22 protein-coding genes are annotated in these 18,913 nt (G+C 57.6%); 10 read left to right on the top strand and 12 right to left on the bottom strand.

Annotation, left to right across the window (positions count from 1 at the left end; genetic code table 11):
- The first annotated feature begins 17 nt into the window (after positions 1–17).
- On the top strand, positions 18–989 hold the full coding sequence (gene trxB, locus AC0V6N_RS07185; protein ID WP_486170896.1) for a thioredoxin-disulfide reductase: 972 nt from the start codon (positions 18–20) through the stop codon (positions 987–989).
- A gap of 20 nt (positions 990–1,009) precedes the next feature.
- On the opposite strand, the gene AC0V6N_RS07180 is transcribed toward trxB, so the two are convergent.
- The 5 genes from AC0V6N_RS07180 to AC0V6N_RS07160 all read right to left on the bottom strand — a co-directional run bounded on the left by AC0V6N_RS07180 (position 1,010) and on the right by AC0V6N_RS07160 (position 4,952).
- Positions 1,010–1,447, bottom strand: coding sequence for an MAPEG family protein (locus tag AC0V6N_RS07180; protein ID WP_486172443.1), 438 nt, complete (start codon positions 1,445–1,447; stop codon positions 1,010–1,012).
- Between the two features lie 27 nt (positions 1,448–1,474).
- A complete protein-coding gene (locus AC0V6N_RS07175; RefSeq protein WP_486170895.1) occupies positions 1,475–1,927 on the bottom strand; it encodes an MAPEG family protein in 453 nt (150 codons plus the stop codon).
- A 64-nt stretch (positions 1,928–1,991) separates the two neighbouring features.
- On the bottom strand, positions 1,992–2,666 hold the full coding sequence (locus AC0V6N_RS07170) for a class I SAM-dependent methyltransferase (RefSeq protein WP_486170894.1): 675 nt from the start codon (positions 2,664–2,666) through the stop codon (positions 1,992–1,994).
- Entirely contained in the window at positions 2,666–3,880 is a 1,215-nt protein-coding gene (locus AC0V6N_RS07165) for a BtaA family protein (RefSeq protein ID WP_486170893.1), read from the bottom strand. The genes AC0V6N_RS07170 and AC0V6N_RS07165 overlap by 1 nt, the downstream gene beginning before the upstream one ends.
- 103 nt (positions 3,881–3,983) lie before the next feature.
- Positions 3,984–4,952, bottom strand: coding sequence for a threonine ammonia-lyase (locus AC0V6N_RS07160; RefSeq protein WP_486170892.1), 969 nt, complete (start codon positions 4,950–4,952; stop codon positions 3,984–3,986).
- A gap of 233 nt (positions 4,953–5,185) precedes the next feature.
- Here AC0V6N_RS07160 and AC0V6N_RS07155 point away from each other — a divergent pair, with 233 nt between their 5' ends.
- Complete coding sequence (locus tag AC0V6N_RS07155; RefSeq protein WP_486170891.1) at positions 5,186–6,397, top strand: saccharopine dehydrogenase family protein; 1,212 nt, start codon at positions 5,186–5,188, stop codon at positions 6,395–6,397.
- Here the strand turns inward: AC0V6N_RS07155 and AC0V6N_RS07150 are convergent.
- Entirely contained in the window at positions 6,394–7,809 is a 1,416-nt protein-coding gene (locus tag AC0V6N_RS07150) for a serine hydrolase domain-containing protein (RefSeq protein ID WP_486170890.1), read from the bottom strand. The two genes, AC0V6N_RS07155 and AC0V6N_RS07150, sit on opposite strands and share 4 nt — an antisense overlap.
- A 112-nt stretch (positions 7,810–7,921) precedes the next feature.
- Here AC0V6N_RS07150 and AC0V6N_RS07145 point away from each other — a divergent pair, with 112 nt between their 5' ends.
- From AC0V6N_RS07145 to AC0V6N_RS07135, 3 genes are read left to right on the top strand one after another with little or no spacing between them, the layout of a single operon-like run.
- A complete protein-coding gene (locus AC0V6N_RS07145) occupies positions 7,922–9,097 on the top strand; it encodes a carboxynorspermidine decarboxylase (RefSeq protein WP_486170889.1) in 1,176 nt (391 codons plus the stop codon).
- A gap of 51 nt (positions 9,098–9,148) precedes the next feature.
- Positions 9,149–9,580, top strand: coding sequence for a CbrC family protein (locus AC0V6N_RS07140; protein WP_486170888.1), 432 nt, complete (start codon positions 9,149–9,151; stop codon positions 9,578–9,580).
- A 34-nt stretch (positions 9,581–9,614) separates the two neighbouring features.
- Positions 9,615–9,791 carry a hypothetical protein gene (locus AC0V6N_RS07135; RefSeq protein ID WP_486170887.1) on the top strand — a complete coding sequence of 59 codons (177 nt, stop codon included), beginning with the start codon at positions 9,615–9,617 and terminating at the stop codon, positions 9,789–9,791.
- A 12-nt stretch (positions 9,792–9,803) separates the two neighbouring features.
- On the opposite strand, the gene AC0V6N_RS07130 is transcribed toward AC0V6N_RS07135, so the two are convergent.
- Positions 9,804–10,859: a DUF3137 domain-containing protein gene (locus tag AC0V6N_RS07130; protein WP_486170886.1), complete on the bottom strand. Its 1,056-nt coding sequence runs from the start codon at positions 10,857–10,859 to the stop codon at positions 9,804–9,806.
- 72 nt (positions 10,860–10,931) lie between these two features.
- Between AC0V6N_RS07130 and AC0V6N_RS07125 the strand changes: the two genes are divergently transcribed.
- The 4 genes from AC0V6N_RS07125 to AC0V6N_RS07110 all read left to right on the top strand — a co-directional run bounded on the left by AC0V6N_RS07125 (position 10,932) and on the right by AC0V6N_RS07110 (position 13,817).
- A complete protein-coding gene (locus AC0V6N_RS07125) occupies positions 10,932–11,492 on the top strand; it encodes a LemA family protein (RefSeq protein ID WP_486170885.1) in 561 nt (186 codons plus the stop codon).
- A 168-nt stretch (positions 11,493–11,660) separates the two neighbouring features.
- A complete protein-coding gene (locus tag AC0V6N_RS07120) occupies positions 11,661–12,866 on the top strand; it encodes a type III PLP-dependent enzyme (RefSeq protein ID WP_486170884.1) in 1,206 nt (401 codons plus the stop codon).
- Between the two features lie 218 nt (positions 12,867–13,084).
- A complete protein-coding gene (locus AC0V6N_RS07115) occupies positions 13,085–13,339 on the top strand; it encodes a cold-shock protein (RefSeq protein WP_486170883.1) in 255 nt (84 codons plus the stop codon).
- A gap of 208 nt (positions 13,340–13,547) precedes the next feature.
- Positions 13,548–13,817, top strand: a complete 270-nt coding sequence (locus tag AC0V6N_RS07110; protein ID WP_486170882.1) for a hypothetical protein — start codon at positions 13,548–13,550, stop codon at positions 13,815–13,817.
- Positions 13,818–13,940: 123 nt separating this feature from the next.
- On the opposite strand, the gene AC0V6N_RS07105 is transcribed toward AC0V6N_RS07110, so the two are convergent.
- The 5 genes from AC0V6N_RS07105 to murI form a co-directional block, all read right to left on the bottom strand.
- Positions 13,941–14,633 carry a nitroreductase gene (locus tag AC0V6N_RS07105; RefSeq protein WP_486170881.1) on the bottom strand — a complete coding sequence of 231 codons (693 nt, stop codon included), beginning with the start codon at positions 14,631–14,633 and terminating at the stop codon, positions 13,941–13,943.
- 83 nt (positions 14,634–14,716) lie between these two features.
- On the bottom strand, positions 14,717–15,574 hold the full coding sequence (locus tag AC0V6N_RS07100; RefSeq protein WP_486170880.1) for a TauD/TfdA dioxygenase family protein: 858 nt from the start codon (positions 15,572–15,574) through the stop codon (positions 14,717–14,719).
- A gap of 68 nt (positions 15,575–15,642) precedes the next feature.
- On the bottom strand, positions 15,643–16,044 hold the full coding sequence (locus AC0V6N_RS07095; RefSeq protein ID WP_486170879.1) for a DUF2513 domain-containing protein: 402 nt from the start codon (positions 16,042–16,044) through the stop codon (positions 15,643–15,645).
- A gap of 6 nt (positions 16,045–16,050) precedes the next feature.
- Complete coding sequence (hemA, locus tag AC0V6N_RS07090) at positions 16,051–17,271, bottom strand: 5-aminolevulinate synthase (protein ID WP_486170878.1); 1,221 nt, start codon at positions 17,269–17,271, stop codon at positions 16,051–16,053.
- A gap of 133 nt (positions 17,272–17,404) precedes the next feature.
- On the bottom strand, positions 17,405–18,220 hold the full coding sequence (gene murI / locus AC0V6N_RS07085) for a glutamate racemase (RefSeq protein WP_486172442.1): 816 nt from the start codon (positions 18,218–18,220) through the stop codon (positions 17,405–17,407).
- A 93-nt stretch (positions 18,221–18,313) separates the two neighbouring features.
- On the opposite strand from murI, the gene plsY reads away from it, so the two are divergent.
- A complete protein-coding gene (plsY, locus tag AC0V6N_RS07080) occupies positions 18,314–18,910 on the top strand; it encodes a glycerol-3-phosphate 1-O-acyltransferase PlsY (protein WP_486170877.1) in 597 nt (198 codons plus the stop codon).
- Positions 18,911–18,913: the final 3 nt, after the last annotated feature.

Here is an 18,913-nt window from a genome sequence, read left to right as displayed (position 1 = left end):
CTTCAAAGAGAAATCACATGGCTACTCATCGCACAAAAATGCTTATCATCGGCTCCGGTCCTGCTGGTTATTCCGCCGCAATCTATGCAGCGCGCGCCATGCTGGAGCCTATTGTTGTGCAGGGCTTGCAGCCAGGTGGCCAGCTGACGATCACCACCGATGTCGAAAACTATCCCGGTTATCGCGACGTGGTCCAGGGGCCTTGGCTGATGGAGGAAATGCAGGCTCAGGCAGAGCATGTAGGCACGCGAATGATGTGGGATACAATCGTTTCCGTCGATCTGGAGAACGGCCCTCCATTTAAAGCCATTGGCGATAGCGGCGATGAATATATCGGTGATACGCTGGTGATCTGCACGGGCGCTCAAGCCAAATGGCTTGGGGTGCCAGGAGAGCAAGAGCTTGGCGGCAAGGGCGTGTCAGCTTGTGCAACCTGTGATGGCTTTTTCTATCGCGGCAAAAAGGTCGCTGTGATCGGCGGCGGCAACACCGCGGTGGAAGAGGCGCTTTACCTTACCAATCACTCTGATGATGTGACTATTATTCACCGCCGTGATGAGTTCCGCGCGGAGAAGATCCTTCAGGATCGTGTGTTCAAGTCTGACAAGATTTCAACGCTGTGGAACAAGACGGTCGAAAGCTTTCAGCCGGGCGAAGACGGAACGTTGGGGCATTTGGTGCTCAAGGACACTGTGACGGGCGAGACTTCCACACTGGAAGCCGATGGCGCGTTTGTTGCGATCGGACATGCGCCGGCCACTGAGCTGTTCAAAGGCAAGCTGGCAATGGACGAAAGCGGGTATCTCGATGTCGAGGCTGGTACGCCCAAGACCGCAATCCCAGGCGTTTTTGCCGCGGGGGATGTGACTGACCATGTCTATCGCCAAGCCGTGACCGCAGCCGGAATGGGCTGCATGGCCGCGCTTGATGGAGAGCGGTATCTGGCCGCACTTGAGGACGAGCAAGAGGCTGTTGAAGCGGCGGAGTGAACCTCCGCCGCGCCACACACTCAGGCGAACACGACCAGCGCCGCTTTTGCGATCAGCACAATCAAAACGATGCTGGAAAGTGCGAATAGTACAAAGCGCACAATCACTCGGTTTGCCGTGACCTGTATAAGGCTGTGAGCAATGCGCAGTCCGGTGTAAATCCACGCAAGAAATGCGTTCATTCCATCACCTTGGCCAAGGATCGCTAGGATGATCGCTACGGCGTAGAAGACCGTGGGGGCTTCGTGCAGGTGATTGTAATTGTCTGCTTTCCAGTTGACGCTCTCGGGCAATTCTTGCCGCAGACTTGCGCCGGTTGTCCCCACCAGTTTGGCTGGGTCGTTTATGCCGGGCGCTTTGCCCATCGCCGGGATCCGGGTTGCGTACATCCAAGCCCACATGATCATGGTCCAGATCATAAGCGCAACTGCAGGGCCAAGAATGTCCATACCTTGCATGATGATTTGTTCTCTCATCTGACGTCCTTACTGAGGGGCGAGACTTGGGTCTGCGAATGCGGTTGCCATGACGGCTCTCACTGCGAGTATTACCAACACAATAGTACTGATCAGAAACAGTCCAAATCGCAAAGGCAGCTTATTGACTAGGATTTGCCATAGCGAGTGGACAATGCGGATGCCGACATAGATCCATGCTAGCAGCACATCAAACGCGCCAGGGCCAACAATCGCAAGGATCAAAACCACAGCGTAGAACAGCGTGGGTTGTTCGTGCAGATGCGTGTGATTGTGTGCAGGCCAGTTTGCCTTGTCCGGGATCTTGCCCTCTAGGTCTTGCCCTCGGCCGCCTGTTTTGCCTGTGAATTGCGACTTGTCCGCTTTGGCAATGGCGCCGAAGCGCACAGGTACAATCCAGAACAGTATGATGAGCGTCCATACCACCAAAACGGCAGCTGGCGCGAGCATTTGCGCTTGCATGTCAGCGATCCCCTCTCTTGAGGCCTAACTGCGAGAGCGATGGTGAATTGTCAATTGCAACCGATCACTTGGGTTGCGCCTTGAGCACATGCAGCTGGAAGTAGCCAAGCTTGCCACGGCGCGATGTCAGATCCAGCCCGCTTGCCGCTGCGATCCCACTCGCCACCTCCGGCATGCTACTGCGCGTTTGCACATGGAACTTTGCAAGCCAGCGATGCAGCATCCCTTCAAATGGCCCTGGCATCCCGCTGAGATCACCAAAATCGACCACATGCAGTTCCCCGCCCGGTGAAAGCTGGCTTGCTGCATGCGCCAATGCGCCTTCCCAATCGGGGATCATGGAGAGGGCATAAGATAGCACGATCCTGTCAAACCCACTCTCGCTCAGCCGTTCTTCCCCGAACACGGTCGACGCGTCGAAGGAGCAGGCGTCGCCTTGGCCTAGATACGCGTTGTCACCCAATGCCTTGCGCGCATTCTTGAGCATTTCAGCGGAGATATCGAGGCCGTAAAGCTCTACTCCGGGCCATGTCTTACCGATCTTGGCAAGGTTGCGCCCAGTACCGCAAGCGACCTCCAGCACTCGCATGCCTGGCTTTGCATTCAGCCCCTCGATCAGCGTGTCCCGGCCAAACAGGTAGTACTTGCGGGTCAGGTCATAGATGTGGCGTTGGCCCTTGTAGACGCTGTCCATCAGCGCGGCATGGCCACCGCCATTCGCAGGTTTTGCCTCGTCCATCAGGCCAGCTCGTATAGGTGAACACCGCCATAGATCGAGGAGCGGTCGCGCGCGGTCAGGTCTGCCGATGTCTCCTCCAGATAGCGCCACTTCGACAGGATCGCATCGTCCAGCCTGCCGGGGAGCATCGTGGGTTCAGCCGCGGTGCGGAACAGCACGCGCGCACCGGGGCGAGAGGCGCGGGTGATCCGCCCCCACAGCTCATCCAGCTGCGCATCATTCATCCAGTCTTGCGCATCGAGCAGTACGAAGCGGTCCATCGACGCCTCCTCACGCTCCCCGATCCACTCAACCATGTTCGCGCGCACCACGTCGAGCCGGTCGATCCGCTCGCGCATCACCTCCCAATTCGCGCGCTGGAGGTAGGGGGGCAGGGGCGCTTCTTCCTTGCGGTCATATCCTCGCCCGAAGGCCTGCCATGCGAAGTAGTTGTCCTTTATCTCAAAGTCACAGGCCAGCTTCTCCAGCCGCCGTCGCAGGACTTCTGCCATGCGTTCATCGCCAGCCAACTCGTCAAACTGAGCAGGCGGAATGCCTAGGCCAAACAGCGAGGCTGGCTGGTCTGTCAGCCACCTTACGAACTTCTTGTCGAACACCGGCGCAAGCTCAGTTTCGAACACCTCACGCTGCTCTTCCATCGTTTCCGCTTTGAGCAGTTTCGACAGATCCACCTTGTACAGCTTCGCAAACAGATGCGCCAAACCGATGAAGTTGCCGAGGAGACCTTTTCGATACAGCCCCTTTGTGAAGTAGGAAATACGTCTGCGACCCTTGATGTCGCGCTTTTCCCAGTACTTGCGACTGCTTGCGTCCAGATGCGGGGCAATCATCTCCTTATAGACCGCTTTGTTCTCCTTGTGGTCAGCATGACCGAAGAAGCGCTGGAAGCGTTCGTAATTGGGCAGGTGCTTGATTGCCGTAATCTTGAGCTGACCCAGCGCGACGTGCGCCTTGTTCAGATCAACCGCGGTTACCTGTAGCGGATCAGCGGTAAGGTAGGAAAGCGCATTGCAACTACCGCTGGCGATGCACATCACGCGGCTGTCGGGCTGGATCGCAAGGCCCTCCATATCCACTACCGGGTCTTCCCATATCTGGGCGTAGACGAAGCCGTTGAAGGCAAGGGCGAAGGCCTTATCGAGCAGCTTGTCCTTGGTACTTGCGTCTTTGCGAACCACTGCATCTTTGATGATGCCTTTGGTCTGAGCGTTCATAGCGGGGTATGCCTCCTGAGGGGTGACGTCGGGGAATCGGGGGTTCCGGCGTCATTGCGTCCATTATGGCACAGTCATGTCGATGATGTGACGGTTTGTTGAGTTAGGCGCGTTCTCCAATCGTTGCGGCATAGGCTGCGGGGTCGGCATTGCCACCTGTGATCATGATGACGGTCCCCTCATCCACCGCCACTTTGCCCGCCAATGCGGCCGCCAGCGCTGCTGCACCGCCCGGTTCGATCACCAGTCGCAGGTTCGCAAAGGCCCAGCGTTGAGCATCGCGCACCTCATCATCGGTTACGCTGACGCCCGGCTCTGCTCTGCCAGAGAGCAGGTCCAAGTTGAGCTGCTTGGTCACATTGGGTTGCAGCGCATCGCAGATCGTCTTGGGTGCATCCTTGGTTGCGTGGACCAGCTCGCCTCTTGCGAGCGCTTGGCCCACCATGTCCCAGCCGACCGGCTCGACCACATGCACGCTCGCGTCAGGGCAGGCGAGGCCTAACCCCGCAGCCAGCCCGCCACCACCGCAGCAGGTAATGATGCGGCTTGGCTCGCGTCCTGTCTCCTTGGCCAACTGCGCAGCTGCTTCGATCCCGGCGCTGCCTTGCCCTTCGATCACCCATGGATCGCCAAAGGCATGGACTAGCACGCCGCCATTCGCCTCGATCAGCGTGGCAGCGACGGCATCGCGGTCCTCTTGCGGGCGTTGGTAGAGGACGACCTCAGCGCCCAGCGCCTTCGTGTTGTCGAGCTTCACCTGCGGGGCGTCATGCGGCATCACGATGGTGGCCTTGATGCCCAGCCGCTTGGCCGCCCATGCGACCCCTTGTGCGTGATTGCCTGAGGAGACCGCGACCACACCTGCTGCACGCTCCGCTTCTGTCAGGTTCGACAGCCGCCACCAGCCGCCTCTGATCTTGAACGCGCCGATGGGTTGCAGGTTCTCCGCCTTCACATGGACCTTAACGCCGTTGATCTCGACCGGCAGCAGCGGGGTAGGCGGCAGGATCGCAGCGATGCTGTCAGCAGCGGCTTGAACGCCTTCGCGAGTGGGCAGACGAGCAGCGCTCATGACCCAAATCCCGTCCGAGACATGGACCGCATGTTACACGGTCCTAGGGAAGAAAAGCTCACTGATTTCATTGGGTTTTTCAACGCGTATCCTACAGGACATGTTGGAATTGAGAATTGCATGATTTCGCTATGCCGCAAGCGACCCTTGTAGGAAATAGTTTGGATCAATTGAGCACCCAGAAACATTACACTAAAGCGCGCTGCAAGAATTGAATTTGAAAGGTCAGGTCTATGTCGAAAGTTCTGGTGATCGGGGCAGGGGGCGTCAGCTCCGTATGCGTCCACAAAATGGCAATGAATGCTGCGATTTTCCCAGAGATCCATCTCGCCAGCCGGACCAAGTCCAAATGCGACGCCATCGCCGCTTCGGTCAAAGAGCGCACGGGTCAGGATGTTGCGACTTACGAGATCGACGCGGAAGAAGTGCCTGCAATGGTCAACCTGATCCGCAAGGTCGGCGCATCGCTCGTCGTCAATCTCGCCCTGCCATATCAAGACCTGCCGATCATGGATGCGTGTCTTGAGGCAGGCGTGAACTATCTCGACACCGCGAATTATGAGCCAAAGGATGAGGCGAAGTTCGAATATTCTTGGCAGTGGGCCTATCATGATCGGTTCAAGGGAGCCGGTTTGATGGCGCTGCTCGGTTCAGGTTTTGATCCCGGCGTGACCAGCGTTTTCACGATGTGGCTCAAGAAGCATAAACTCAAAACGATCCGCACGCTCGATATTCTCGATTGCAATGGCGGCGATCACGGGCAGGCCTTTGCGACCAACTTCAACCCGGAAATCAACATCCGCGAAGTGACAGCCCCCGCGCGGCATTGGGAGAACGGCGAGTGGGTCGAAACGCCCGCCATGCACGTTTCAACCCCGTTCGACTTTGACGAAGTGGGAACGCGGCAGGCCTATCTCATGTATCACGAGGAGCTGGAGAGCCTTGCCAAGTTCAACCCGGAAATGGAGCGCGCGCGTTTCTGGATGACGTTCGGCGATGAGTATATCAAGCACCTCACCGTACTCCAGAATGTCGGCATGACCGGGATTGAGCCGATCCGCTATCAGGGCAAAGACATCATCCCGCTCCAATTCCTCGCCGCTGTTCTGCCAAAGCCTGAATCATTGGGCGAGACGACCAAGGGCAACACCAATATCGGCTGCATCGCAACCGGCGAAGCGCTCGACGGCTCAGGTGAGAAGACGTTCTACATCAACAACATCTGCTCGCACGAAGCCGCCTATGAAGAGACCGGTAATCAGGCGGTTTCGTATACAACCGGTGTGCCTGCGATGATCGGTTCAGCGATGATGGTGCAGGGCGTGTGGTCGGGTGAGGGCGTCTTCAACATGGAAGAAATGGACCCCGATCCCTTCATGGAAATGCTGAACGAGCACGGCCTGCCATGGCAGGTGAAAGAGCTCGATGGGCCGGTTGGGTTTTAGCCTGCTTTGGCCTTGCCCGTATTGGCGAGGCCCAGGCGAAGAAGCGCCCAGCCAATCCCCGTCACCGAAGTTGCGACCAGACCCACCCACAGGTCCGGCACGAATAGCCCTATTGCGCTGAGAGGCACGCCGAACAGCGACGGGATCACCGCGAGCAGGACGTAGGCGAGTACGCAGGTCATCAGCAGCGGCAGCCAAAGGCTGACTTGTTTGAACCAGCCTGATTTGGCCCGAAGCTCAGCGCGTTTGCGCCATGTCTGCACCGCGCCCAGCAGGAAAAGGAGCGGTGACAGCACGATCGAAAGGAAGGCAGACTTGATGCCCCATCCCGCACCGGTCCCTTCATAGTCGAGGCTTAGGGCTCGCGCCGTGACGCCCTGACGAATGTGGTTCACATCGCCAAAGCCAAAGCCACTGCCTGCATTGACCATCACCGCTGCGCCCTTGCGCTGCGCAGGCACCATGGTGACGAGCGCCTCGTATCCGATGTTCGCGCCAGAATGGAAGACGATCCCCCGCTCGGTATCGAGGAACCAGCCCAGCCCATAATTGGGCGAAGCCTCGTTTGCGGGCTGCATCATCAGCGCCTTGTTCTCGGCGGAGATGACGTCATCCTCACCATTCATCATCATGGCCATGTAGCGGCCCATATCTGGCGCGGTTGAGGCGATGCCGCCTCCTGCTACGATCCCTAAGCCGGTTCGATTGTCGAACAGTGGCCTGCGCATCCCGAACCAAGGAGTGTGCCCTGTTGCGAGGCGTTCAACACTGTCGCTGTCATGGACAAAGCTGTCATACATGCCGGCAGCAGCGAGCACGTTTTCGTTGACGTAAGCGGCATAGTTTTGCCCGCTGGCGACCTCGATCAATCGCCCAAGCAGCATGTAATTGGCGTTGGAATAATCCCAGCTCGTGCCCGGCTCGCGGGCCGGATCGAGCTGAGCGATCTCCTCGGCGCGGCGCTCAAACACGTCCGCATCCATCGAGAAATCATCGTGCCACTGATTGCCCTGCAGGATTGAATAGCCACTGGTGTGGCTCAGCAATTGGCGGATCGTTGTGTCTCCGCCTGGTGTGCCCACTTCGAACATGTCGAGATACTGGCTGACCGGGTCATCCAGCCCCAACTGTCCTGCCTCCACTAGATGCAAGATCGCGAGCGCGGTGAAACTCTTTGACACCGAACCGATAAGGAAGACAGTTTCATCGTTGACCGGGGCGCTCGTTCCGATCCGCGTCACGCCGCGATGGCCGGTCGTGACGCCTTCGTTTTCGGAAATGGCGTAGGCGAGGCCCGGTGCGTTCGAGGCTTCCATTTCGGTGTCTAGAAAAGCGTCGATCGATCCTTGTGGCACTGTCGCTCCGAGCGCAGCCGCAAGAAACAATACAGGCCATGCCAGCAACCACCGCATCCTTGATCCCCCCATTTCGTTGACGCACCCGAAGTTAACACCCTTCTTTGCTAAGCCCAAGTTGCACAAAAGCAGCGATGACAAGCGCGGCAAATTGACTAGATAGGTCGCCATGCAAACCCAAGCAGGCAATCCGGGCGCTTTTGCGCATTTCGATCTCTCCCGCGTCGATAGTCCCGCATTTGTTGTGGATGCGGCGAAGATCCGCGCGAATTGTCAGGTGCTGGCCGATATTCGTGATGCGTCAGGTGCAAAGGTCTTTGCCGCGCTCAAGGCGTTCTCGATGTGGTCCACCGCGCATATTGTGGGCGAATATCTCGATGGGGTTTCCACTAGCGGCCTTTGGGAAGCGCGGCTGGCGTCCGAGTTCTACGATGGTGAGATTGCGACCTATTCCGCTGCGTTCAAGCCGGAGGAACTGGACGAGATTTGCAGGCTTTCCGACCATGTGATCTTCAATTCGCCTGAGCAAATGAAACGCGCGGCGCTGATCCTGGATCAAGCCGCTGTGACGGGCGGGGATGTGAGTGTGGGCCTGCGCCTCAACCCGATGATCGCGACGGGCGAAGTGCCCAAGTACGATCCCAGCGCTCCGGGGTCGCGCCTTGGCTTTCCCATCGACCAATTGACCGAAGAGGCGATGGAAGGGGTGGAGGGTATCCACTTCCACAATCTGTGTGAGCAAACCTTCGAACCGCTGCGGCAGACTTGGGACAAGGTGTTTGACGCGATTGAGCCGTGGTTTGGGCAGCTCAAATGGATCAATATGGGCGGCGGGCACCACGTCACACGCGCCGATTATGAGCGTGATGAACTGGTCGAATTGCTGAAAGATGCAGCCGATGACACGGGCGCTGAAATCATTATCGAACCGGGCGAAGCGGTGGCGCTGGACGCAGGCATTCTGGTGGGCACTCTGCTCGATACCGGCTTCAACGAAGTGCCCATCGGCATCACCGACGTGTCCGCCACCTGCCATATGCCCGATGTGTTGGAGGCCCCATATCGCCCGGCCATGTTGGGCGAGCTTTCGGATGACAGCATCCCGATCCGGCTTGGCGGGCCATCTTGCCTCGCAGGCGATGTGATCGGCGATTATCGTTTGCCTGTACCCGCGCAGGCTGGCGCGCGCTTCGCATTCGTCGATCAGGCGCATTATTCGATGGTGAAGACCAATACGTTTAACGGCGTCCAGCTGCCCAGCATCTGGCTATGGGACAGCGACACCGACGCGCTCGAATGCGTGAAACGGTTCGAATATGAAGATTTCCGAGATCGGCTGAGCTGAGCTATGGACTGGTTTCTCAACCTCTTCCGCAAGCCTCCTGAAGGGCCTCTCGTGGCGACGCGGCCAATTGAGGATCGACCGCCAGCGTCCCCACGATCTCACGAGCCAATCGCACCGCTCCCAGAGATCGATCTTGCGACTGCGCCTTCGCAAGCCTTTGCCAAGCCTCACTTCCGCTTCTTCCCGACCTGCTACGACTCCGTGGAAGGCGAGAAGCCGCTGTTTGAGATAACCGGAGAGGCCTGCCACATTTGCGGAATGCGCGACATTTGGCGCTATAAAGGCGGGTACTATGGTCCGAAGCGAGAAGGGGCCAGTATCTGCGCGCAGTGCCTGCACGAAGGTCGCATCGGCGAGCTTTTTCCGGTGGATGGCACTGGGCCCTACTATACGATGCATGATGCCGATGTTGAAGCGCTCGAGCACACTGACCCGCTCGTCAGCGAAATCATGAAGCGCACTCCAAGATTTCTCGACCTTTAACCCGTTCACCTGGCCGAGCCTAAACGGGGTTCCGATGGCGTTCGTGGGCTATGGCGAAGACGAGAAGTGGGACGAGATTCCCGAGGCGCGGGCTGCGATCTCAAAGCTTTGGGAAGAACAGGGTGTCGAGGACGTTTTTCCATCGCCCTACCTGCTCATTTTTCGCGAGGTGGATGGCGAGAAATACCGCGCCGTACTCGACCTCGATTGAGCGAGCGCTGTTCTACAGCCTCTTACGCCCGAACCCACCCGGCGATGGGCTAGACGTTTCGCGCGCGGTGTCTGTGATCGGGGGCGCTTTCGTCGCTGGCTGATCGGGGCGCTGGTTAAGCACCCGTCCCCGCTCGTTCTGGTTGATCGCTGTGGCCAGCCGCGCCATCGCGCCGAATTGCTCAGCCGCCTCGGCAACGCGGGCGTGATCGTCGGCTGCATCCATGCTGCCGCTTTCGAACAGGTCGCCGCTTTCAATCGCCAGCACCACTTCGCCGCGAGAGAACAGCGCGCGGATAGCATCGCCGTGAAACGCCTGTTCCAGCGCGACCAGATGCTCGACATAGCTGGGGTGGATCAACACACGCGCTTCGACCTGATCGTCGGAATAGACGTCGAACACATCTTCGAAAGCCGGGTGCACCTGATCGACATAGCGCAGTGAGTGCCCGTTAAAGCTCACCTCATCCTTGCGCCCGCCAAGGCCGAACCATTTCTTATGCTTGCCTTTGCGTTGGAGGAGGGTGGTGGAATGAAACTTGCGGCCAAACTCCATATGCATGATCGCGCCGCGAAACACCGTTACCCAGCGGCGGTTTTTGCCGGAACCCCGGCGCTCTTCCAAATGCGCTTCGTAAAGGTTGAAGCCATGCCCCTCTAGCGCGCCGTACCAGCGGTCTTCGAAGCTTTCGCGGTCGCTTGACGGGACGAGCCCGTAATTGAGGCACGCATCGAATTCTGCGCCGGGTTCGACATCGTGATCATAGGAAATGCCCAAATCGCGCGCGATGGCTGAGTTAATGCCGATTTTGATCGCCCGTTTGGCTTCGCTGATCGGAACATAGCCCCAATAACCGACCGCGCCGATGGCCATTGCGCTCAAGATGAGTTGAAAACTGCCAATGGGAAGCGGCGCAAACCACAGAAAAGCCAGAACCGGCAACAGGCCAAGTCCACCATAAAACCAGCGATTATAAGCCTTTGTCTTGGCTTCTTCGCGCATAGCCTGCTGATCAGAGAGCCAGTTTCCCAGTTCCCCTTCCATCAAACCTTGAATATCAGCGCGCATCGTCAAACCTGCCCCTTTTCCTTAACGATTTAGCCGTACTATACTTACAGCCCGTAAAGGAGGGGTATAGAAATGGGAATGTTTGGTTGGATCAGCCTTGGTGTCTTGGCGCTGCTCGTATTTGTCGTGATTGGCATTTACAACAGCCTCGTCGGATTGCGTCAGAATGTGCGTCAGGGACGCGCCGATATCGACGCGCAGCTGCGCCAACGTCATGACCTTATCCCGAACCTTGTGGAATCGGTGAAAGGCTATGCGGGGCACGAAGCCTCGACGCTCGAAGCTGTCATCCAAGCGCGTAACACCGCTGCCAAAAAGGATCAGCCCGACAGTGCGAGTGAGCAAGGCCTCAAAATCGCGCTCGATAACCTGCTGGCATTGGGTGAGGCATATCCGGACCTCAAAGCATCTGCAAACTTTCAAGAATTGCAGCGTGAGCTTGCCGATATCGAAGACAAGCTGGCCGCCGCTCGCCGCGCAATGAACGCAGCTGTGGCGCAGTACAACACCGCACGTGAGAATTTCCCTGCGGTGCTGTTTGCTGGCGCGCTTGGCTTCCAGAACGCAGACTTCAACCAGCTCGACGATAGCGAGCGTGGCACTGTTGATCAGGCGCCACAGGTCAGCTTCTAACAATTTTTGTGTCGCAGGCCGGAACCATCTGGCCTGCGCACGATTTTTATTGCGAATCTGCGCGGAAAGACTAAGGCCGCGCAACCGCTGCCCCAAGGGACTTTGACCGCAAGGCAGCCTCTAAACTGTTTGGTTTTAACCAGCTGAACCTTCTGGGGGTCCCTTGAGTTGCACACCTATCCTGACGCAAAATCTGTAGCTGAGGCTCTCCAGCCCGATGATCCGGTGATCCTTAACCGCCCGCATGCAGCGCGGCGCGCGGCGCGGTTCTTCACGAGCAAATTTCCCGGCAAAGTGCTTTACGCCGTCAAAGCCAATCCTGCGCCTGACCTGATCCAGGTCCTGTGGGAGGCGGGTGTCACCCATTACGACGTGGCCTCCATCGCAGAAGTGCGCTTGGTCCGGTCCATCCTGCCCGAAGCCGAACTGTGCTTCATGCACCCGATCAAAACGCGCGGTGCCATTCGTGAGGCTTATTTTGAGCATGGGGTGAAGACCTTCACGCTCGATACGATCGAGGAGCTGGAGAAGATCGTAGAGATTTGCCGCGATCCGGAAACGGGCGAGGCAGCGGGCGATCTGCGGCTGTTGGTGCGCCTGCGCGTATCGAGCGAATACTCTGAATTGTCGCTGGCGAGTAAATTTGGCTGCGACCTCACCGACCTGCCCGAGTTGCTGCAGGTCACCCGCCAGCATTGCGATTGGCTGGGCATTTGTTTCCACGTCGGCAGTCAGGCGATGTCGCCATTTGCCTTCGTGCAAGCTCTCGACCGGACCAGAGCCGCAATTGCCGATGCCAGCGTGGTGATCGACATGATCGATGTGGGCGGAGGCTTTCCCAGCATCTACCCGGATATGGAGCCGCCCCCGCTCGAAGACTATTTCGCGATCATCCACCAGCATTTCGAAGCGCTCCCCATCGCTTACAACGCAGAACTGTGGTGCGAGCCGGGCAGGGCGCTGGCAGCTGAATATTCGAGCATGATCGTGCGCGTGGAAAAACGTCGCGGCACCGAGCTCTACATCAATGACGGAGCCTACGGCGCGCTGTATGATGCAGCCCATGTCGCATGGCGTTTCCCCGTAAACGCGCTGGCCGAAAACCTGCGCGATGCGGACGAGGACTTCGCATTCTACGGCCCCACCTGCGACGATGCCGACTACATGGCCGGCCCCTTCGCACTACCCGGCGACATCCAAGCAGGCGACTATATCGAGATCGGCATGCTCGGCGCCTATGGCGCGGCGATGAAAACCGGCTTTAACGGCTTCGGCGATGCCGAATGCGTTGTCGTGACCGACGAGCCAATGATGAGCTTGTTTGATGGTTCACGCCGACGCGAGGCGTCAGATAATGTGGTGAGCTTGCGGTAAGGGACGGCTCACTGATCATTAGGTTCATCGATCCCGAGACTGGTTCTTTCCGGCTCTCTGGTTGAACTTCGCGAAAATCTTACCATCTTAAGAGTTAGCTACCTGTCGCAATCGACGGTCATCGCTTCCGCAATTGGAAGCTCTTTCCTTCAGTTCCGCCTCTTAGTCGCAGCCGGGTCTATTCTGGCGCGCTGCACACACGTGTGAAGGAATTACAGATGACACATTTTGGCAAGATCAAGAGCTATGACAGTAGCGTAGGTTCTGGCTCGATTACCGCTGAAATTGGTGGAGACGTACTCCGGTTCAAGAAGTCGGATCTCCAGCGAGAAAGTCAGGTCCCCAAAGTCGACCAGCGTTTCAGCTATGAAACCAGCGAAGTCGATGGCGGCAAGAAAAGCGCAGTGAACTTGCAGCATCAGCAGGGCGACGGCCAAGACCAGAAGTCACAGGCCAGCAACCAGCAGGGCTGAACGAACAATAGCGGGGCCGGGGGGTTTGCTCCCGGCCCACGCTCCACCCCAATCGCAAGGATATCTCCCATGCCGATGAATCAATTTCTATTCGATCACCAGCTAGCGGCCATGAAGGTCGACGGCTCAGGATCGGTTAAAGAGCGCAAAGAAGCGATCAATCTGATGAGCGGCCGTGCGAAGCGTATTGTGGAGTGGCGAAAGGCGAATGGCTTATCCGATTTGGGCTGGCCTCGTGATGAGCGTCATCCCCCAAATAAGCGCGCATGACATGATCAGCCCGCCAAACCCAGTGAAGACCGATCAGTCTGGAATCGTGGAATGGGAAAGCGAAGGCGGCTCTCTGGGATCAAGGGCGCCAACCCCGCTCCCGGAGGGGATCACCGTGGTAACATCAATTCTCTACCGCGTCGGGCCATATTTGTATTCGAGACTTGAAGACGCAATGGCGCAGCACAGCCGCCAGACGCGAATGTGAACTAACTCGCACCAAAAGCCAGCGATCAATGACGAGTGACGCGGGCCCAAAACCAATAACTCTCATCCAAATTCGCGTCTAAATGCAATACTCAAGTAGCTTGCCAACGCCACTTGCAGGTCCTCAATCAAACCCCACAAACGTCGCCGCCTCCTCAACGGAGCGCCGAGTGATCTTCACCGGGTTTGCCGGAAACTCTTCATCGGGCCAGCCTAGCGCTACCGCTTTCATGATCACTTGATCGTCCGGGATGCTGGCGTGTTCGCGGACCACTGGTGATTGCATAATGCCTTGCGAGTTGATGACGCAGCCTAGGCCTCGGCTCCATGCGGCGTTGACCAGCGCTGTGGTGACCGCTCCGCAATCGAAGACGGTGTCGTCGGCGTCGGAGAGCTCTTTGTCATAGGTGATGATCACGCAGACGGGTGCGTCGAATTGGCGAAAGCCGCGCAGCACCCAATCCTGGCGCTTTTCCTTGTCATCGCGGCCAATGCCCATCGCTTCGAACAATTGGATCGCGCAGCCCACTTGGCGGTCGCGGTGCACGCCTTGGAATGGGTGGCCTTTGCGAAATTCCCGGCTGTCGGGTTCGCCTGCAAGGATGCGTTCGGTGTTGCCTTTGCGAATGCGGTCGAGCGGTTCGCCGGTGATCACATGGAAGTGATAAGGCTGCGTGTTCATCGAGGAAGGCGAGCGCATCGCCATCGCTAGAATTTCTTCGAGCAATTCTTGCGGCACAGGCTTGTCGAGATAGCCGCGAACCGAACGACGACCCATCACCACTTCATCATATTTCTGATCTTTGTTGCCGTACACGTATGTCTCTCCCGAATCTCGTTTGAGTGAGAGCTACCGCATGGCGGGCAGGGCGCAAAGGACGCTACGGCACGGGTGTTGGATTACGCCTCGAAATACGGCTTGTCGCCCGCAATCGTCACCCGCTCCATGACTCGGCGCGCGGGGAAGTAGTCGGAAACGGCAAGATGCTGGCACACGCGGTTGTCCCAAAACGCGATCGAGCCTGCTTGCCAGCGGAAACGGCACTGGATCTCTGCATCCATCGCGGTCTTGTACAGATGGGCGAGCAGCCAGCTCAATTCTTCTTTGGACAGCCCTTCGATATGCGAAGTGAAGGCGGTGTTCACATAGATCACCCGCTCGCCCGTCTCAGGATGGGTGCGGATTACGGGGTGGCGCACCATCGGGTAATCCTTTTGCAGCTCTTCCGGGCTTTTACCCATCCGCTTGGCAAACACGCGGCTGATATCGTGCACCGCTGTGAGCCCTTCGCAAAAGCGCTTCATTTGGTCGGACAGACGCTCATAGGCGAGGTGCATATTGGCAAAGCAGGTGTCGCCGCCACACTCCGGCACTTCGCGCGCAAGCAGGATCGAGCCGAGCGACGGCTTCTCCCGCCATGTCACATCAGAATGCCAGTAATTCTCCTGCCCCCGGCTTTTGGGACCATGCGCGATGCGCAAGACCTCGGGATTGGGCTGATTTTTGGGAGTGGCCGGGTGAACCTCTAGATCACCAAAATGCCGAGCAAAGGCGATGTGCTGTTCTTGGGTGAGGTCTTGGTCGCGAAAGAAGATCACGCCGTGTTTGAGCAGGGCAGACCGGATTGCCGGGATGCTGTCAGCAATATCGGACGCGCCCAAATAAATCCCAAGAATCTCCGCGCCAATCGCAGGCGTCATCGGGCGTATGTCCAAAGCACCCGTATCAAGCGCGGCTCTATCGAATGTGGTCGCCATGTTCTCTCTCCCTCTTAGGCGGGAGTGTGGACGAGCCAGAATTTGAATTCAACCCGGACCTAAAGCCACTAAATCTCTAGTCCCGTGTTCTTCTTAACCTGAGTTTTGACGAACCCGGCTGCAAGGTCTTTCAGTAGATCTAAGGTGAAGCCACCAGCTTCATTCGCGGTTTTCTTGGTCAGCGCCCAAACTTTAGGATCGCGTACGGCATCCAAGAAATCGTGGCCTTCCCAGCTCAGTCGTTCGACCAACCAAAGGCCACTACTAAATCTCTTTGGTGCAGATAGGTACCCAGCGTCCAGTAGAAGATGCAGATGATAATCCATCTTCTCAGCATCCTCATTTGTCGCTGCAAACTCGTCCTCATCGTCAGTCAAAATGGCGAATTCGGGTGAAAGCGTTTGAAAACGACCGCGTCCATCTTCAATCTCCAACATGAGATCGCGGACGAAATCCATGTCACGCTTCATGTTGGCTCAAGCCGCCTCAGCCAGCTCAATCTCCAGACGGTCCCAGATTTCCACCAAAGCTTCTGTCAGCTCGGTCATCATTGCTTCGGAGTGGTGCGGGCCGGGGGTGAAGCGCAGGCGCTCTGTGCCGCGGGGCACGGTGGGGTAATTGATCGGCTGCACATAGACGCCGTATTCGGCGAGCAGGATGTCGCTGATCTTCTTCGCGCGAGCTGGATCGCCGACCATCAGCGGCACGATATGCGTGGTGCTGTCCATGACGGGCAGGCCGGCTTCTGCAAACTTCAGCTTGAGCGTCGCGGCTGCCTGTTGCTGCGCATTGCGCTCTACGTTGGAGTGCTTGAGGTGCTTTACCGATGCCAGCACGCCTGCGACCAGAACGGGCGAGAGCGAGGTGGTGAAAATAAAGCCGGGCGCATAGGAACGGATGCAATCAACGATGCGGGTGTCGGCTGCGATATAGCCGCCCATGACGCCGAACGCTTTGCCCAAAGTGCCTTCGATAATGTCGATGCGGTGGGCGGCGCTGTCACGCTCTGAAATGCCACCGCCATGTTCGCCATACATGCCAACTGCGTGCACTTCGTCGATATAGGTGAGCGCGTTGTATTTCTCAGCCAAGTCACAGATCGCGTGGATCGGGGCGACGTCGCCATCCATCGAATAGACGCTCTCAAAGGCGATGACTTTGGGTGTGTCATGGTCTTCTGCGGCGAGCAATTGCTCGAGATACGCCAGATCATTGTGCTTAAAGACGCGCTTTTCACAGCCGGAATTGCGGATCCCTGCGATCATGCTGGCGTGGTTCAGCGCATCGGAGAAAATCACACAGCCGGGCAGCAACTTGCCCAGCGTCGACAATGTCGCATCATTGGAGACATAGCCGCTGGTGAAGGTGAGCGCTGCGTCTTTGCCATGCAGCTCGGCGAGTTCTTTTTCAAGCTCGACATGCAGATGCGTGTTGCCGCCAATATTGCGCGTGCCGCCAGAGCCCGCGCCAACATCGTGCAACGCGTCTTCCATCGCGCCGATCACAACATCGTGCTGGCCCATGCAAAGGTAATCGTTTGAGCACCAAACAGTGATCGGCTTGGGCCCGTTATGCCCGTGGAAACAGCGCGCATTGGGGTACGCGCCTTTGTTGCGCATAATGTCGATAAAGACGCGGTAGCGGCCTTCTTCGTGCAGCCGGTCAATCGCACTATCAAAGATCTGATCGTAGTTCACTGCACTCACGCTTTGCTACTGATTTGCTCGGTTCTGAAGTCAATAACCCACGATTGGCCTATTGGTTTCTTGGCGGCGGCTTTTACCAGCGCGAGCGCAATTTTAAATAGCGATCTTTGCGAATGGATCGCGACTAAAACCGTTCAATCTGATCGATTCCGTGACTTTTGAGAACGGGCCGCAGCTCTTCCATGCTCGCCAAATCGCCGGTTGTGATCGCGCGGTCAGGAACGGTGCGCTCAAAGATCGTACCGTCCAGCAAGTGAGCAATGCGGCGTGCAATTCCGGCAGAACCATCGACATAACGGACATCGGGCGACCAGCCGAGGTCGAACACAGCCACATCCTCGAGGTCTTCTTTGAGCAGCGGGAAATGCGTGCAGCCCAGGATCACGTGGTCGATCCCCATCGTGGAATCACCCTCAGTGAGAGCATTCAACGCAGCTGCAAGGACCTTGCGATCGGGCGCTATCCCGCGAAGTTTGCGCTCTGCCTCACCCACCAGCTCAGGCGCGGCATGGCGCAGCAATGTCGTTTGCGATGCAAAGTCACGTTCGAGATCATCGACATAGCTTTGGCGGATTGTCCCTGCGGTGCCGAGCAATCCAATCACGCCGGTCTTTGTGTTCTCCGCCGCCGGCTTGATGGCGGGCACGGTGCCCACCACCGGAATTTCAAGCACTTCGCGCACATTGCCAAGCGCAATTGTGCTCGCGGTGTTGCAGGCGATGCAGGCAAGGCGAGGGCGGTAACGCTCCGTCATCCGCCCCAGTAGACCAGCGACGCGAGCGGCGACCTGAGGCTCCGTCTTTTGGCCATAGGGTTGGCCTGCATAATCAGCAGCGAAGATCACGGGCGCTTGCGGGATAGCCTTGCGCAGTTCGGCAAGCACGGTCAGCCCGCCAACACCTGTATCGAATATAAGAATGGGGGCTGATGGATCAGAAATGACTGCTTTTGCCTAACTGTGACTTGTCGTGTCCGGGTCTATTACTTAGGCAAGATCAAAAGGAAAGCCGCATCCGCAGGCTTTAGGGGGATCATGGAAGCATTCTTTGCCGCGATTTTGGGATATGCGTTTGGATCAATCCCGTTCGGCCTGCTGCTGACAAAGGCAGCGGGGCTGGGCGATGTGCGCGATATCGGCTCTGGCAATATCGGCGCAACCAATGTGCTGCGAACCGGGAATAAAGGGCTTGCGGCGGGGACATTGCTGCTCGACCTGCTCAAAGGTTTCGCGCCTGTGTTCGCCGCTGGGATGATCTGGGCTGGGGAAACATCCGACGTTGCCAAAGCATTCGCCGCAGGCGGTGCGGTGATCGGCCATTGCTATCCCGTGTGGCTAAAATTCAAGGGTGGCAAAGGCGTTGCGACCAATGCGGGCGTTGCCTTTGGTCTCGCGTGGCCGATCGGGCTTGCCTATGCAGCGGTGTGGCTTTCCATGCTGGGTATTTTCCGCATCTCCTCACTTGCCGGGATGAGCGCGGTTGTGGCTGCAGCGGCGGCTGCAGCTTTGTTCGGCTATCCGCAATTCTTCCCTGTTCTCGCTGCGATTGCGGGTCTTATCATCTATCTTCACCGTGACAATATTGGGCGGCTTGTGAAGGGTGAGGAACCAAAGATCGGCGGCAAAAAGTGATGG

It is taken from the genome of Erythrobacter sp. S57(2025) (assembly GCF_057365055.1).
Note: the sequence above shows the minus strand (reverse complement) of the source record. Positions and strands in the feature narration are given on the sequence as shown.